This is a genomic window from Micromonospora sp. 4G55 (assembly GCF_016803375.1).
Map to the genome: position 1 here is coordinate 1 of NZ_JAEVHN010000884.1, position 2,148 is coordinate 2,148.

The following is a 2,148-nucleotide window of genomic DNA, read 5'->3' on the forward strand; positions in this document are numbered from 1 at the left end:
GGCTGCGACCGGAGGCGCTGACCGCGATCACCACGTCGGCCGCGCCGACCCAGCCGGGCACGCCGGCGCTGCGGTGCGCGATGACCGGCACCGGGCAGCGCGGCCCGGCGACCGTGGCGAGCACGTCACCGGTACGCCCGGCGGTGCCGATGCCGGCGATGACGACCGCGCGGGGGCGAAGGTCGTCCTCCAGCAGCGACAGGTTGGCCTCGGCGGCCAGGCTCGCCGACTCGCGTACCTGGGCGCGGCGGAGGCGGTGAAGCGGAGCATGCCGCCCGGGTCCTGCTCGGTGAAGGTGTCCGGGTCGTCCAGGACGGACTCGTCGGCCACCCGCCGGCCGCTGACCCCGGCCGAACCGTCCATCACCGCTGCGCCTCGGGGCCGCCGCGCGCCTCGTCCAGCAGCAGCACCGGCACGTCGTCGCGTACCTCGAAGACGCGACCGCACTCGGTGCAGGTGAGGGTCTGCGCCTGCGCGTCGTAGTCCAGCGGGGCGTGGTGTGTGTCCGGGCAGGCGAGGATCTCGAGCAACTGCGGGTCCAGGGCCACGGTGCGGCTCCTTCCACGTGTGCGGTCTCGCCGGTCGGCGGTGCCGACCGGCGCAGGCGATCTTATCGGCGAACGCGCTCCAGCACCTCGTCGCGCAGCGAGATCATCCGCTCCTCGGTCGGGCCCTCCACGTTGAGCCGCAGCAGCGGCTCGGTGTTGGAGGGGCGCAGGTTGAACCAGGCCCCGTCCGGGAAGCGCAGGGTGAGGCCGTCCAGCTCGTCGACCTCCGCCTCCGGGTACGCGGCGCGCACCTCGGCGACCTTCGCCGCCTGGTCGGCCACCGTCGAGTTGATCTCACCGGAGGCGGAGTACCGCTCGTAGATGCTGGCCAGGATCGACAGCGGCTGGGACTGCTCGCCGAGGGCGGCCAGGGTGTGCATGGCGGCGAGCATGCCGGTGTCGGCGAACCAGAAGTCCCGGAAGTAGTAGTGCGCGGAGTGCTCGCCGCCGAAGACGGCGTTGGTGCGGGCCATCTCGGCCTTGATGAACGAGTGGCCGACCCGGGCCACCACCGGCTGGCCGCCGTGCTCGCGGATGATCTCCGGCACCGCGCGGGAGGTGATCAGGTTGTGGATCACCGTGGAGCCGGGGTGCTTGGCCAGCTCCCGGGCCGCCACCAGGGCGGTGATCGCGGACGGGGAGACCGGCTCGCCGCGCTCGTCGACGACGAAGCAGCGGTCGGCGTCGCCGTCGAAGGCGAGCCCGATGTCGGCAGTGTGCGCCACCACCGCGCGCTGGAGGTCGACCAGGTTCTTCGGGTCGAGCGGGTTGGCCTCGTGGTTGGGGAAGGTGCCGTCCAGCTCGAAGTAGAGCGGCACGATCTCCAGCGGCAGGGCCGGCAGGGCGGCCTCACCGAGCACGGTGGGCACCGTGTAGCCGCCCATCCCGTTGCCCGCGTCGACGACCACCTTCAGCGGCCGGATGCTCGACAGGTCGACCAGCTTGCGCAGGTGCGCGGCGTAGTCCGGCAGCAGGTCCCGCCGCCGGGCCGGAGCCGGCGGCTCGCCGGCCAGGCGCTCACCGGCGGCGAGCAGCGCCTGCGCCCGGTCCCGGATGTCGGCCAGGCCGCTGTCCTGCCCGATCGGGCGGGCGCCGGAGCGGCACATCTTGATGCCGTTGTACTGCGCCGGGTTGTGGCTGGCGGTGAACATCGCGCCCGGCAGGCCCAGCGCGCCCGAGGCGTAGTACAGCATGTCGGTGGAGCCCAGCCCCAGCTCGATCACCGTCCGGCCCTCGGCGCGCACGCCGGTGGCGAAGGCGCTCGCCAGGGCGGGGCCGGTGGCCCGCATGTCGTGCGCGATCAGCACGGCGTCGCCCGGCTCGCCGGTGTCGTTGAGCACCTGCGTGAAGGCAGCTCCGAGCGCCTCGGCGGTGCGCTCGTCCCACTGGTCCGGCACCGTCCCCCGGACGTCGTACGCCTTCACGATCTGGGACAGGTCAGACACCGGGATTCACTCCTCGACAGCAGGTCGTCAACGAACCTGAGCCTAACGGAGCGGCCGGGTCCGCCCCCTCCTAGCCGGGGAGGCGGGGCATGAAGGTGGTCGCCTCACCGTCGGGCGGGGCGGCCGGCGGCGTGGCGGGTCGCTGCGGCGCCGGG

The 2,148-nt window shown here is 73.6% G+C and carries 2 protein-coding genes and 1 pseudogene; all 3 read right to left on the reverse strand.

Features of this window, described 5'->3' with window-relative positions; all coding sequences use genetic code 11:
- A pseudogene (locus JNW89_RS35655) lies at nucleotides 1–366 on the reverse strand (mannose-6-phosphate isomerase); the annotation flags it as partial.
- Nucleotides 363–548 carry a Trm112 family protein gene (locus JNW89_RS35660; protein ID WP_088963849.1) on the reverse strand — a complete coding sequence of 62 codons (186 nt, stop codon included), beginning with the start codon at nucleotides 546–548 and terminating at the stop codon, nucleotides 363–365. The pseudogene JNW89_RS35655 and the gene JNW89_RS35660, both read right to left, overlap by 4 nt.
- A 62-nt stretch (nucleotides 549–610) precedes the next feature.
- On the reverse strand, nucleotides 611–1,993 hold the full coding sequence (locus tag JNW89_RS35665) for a phosphomannomutase/phosphoglucomutase (protein ID WP_238452362.1): 1,383 nt from the start codon (nucleotides 1,991–1,993) through the stop codon (nucleotides 611–613).
- Nucleotides 1,994–2,148: the final 155 nt, after the last annotated feature.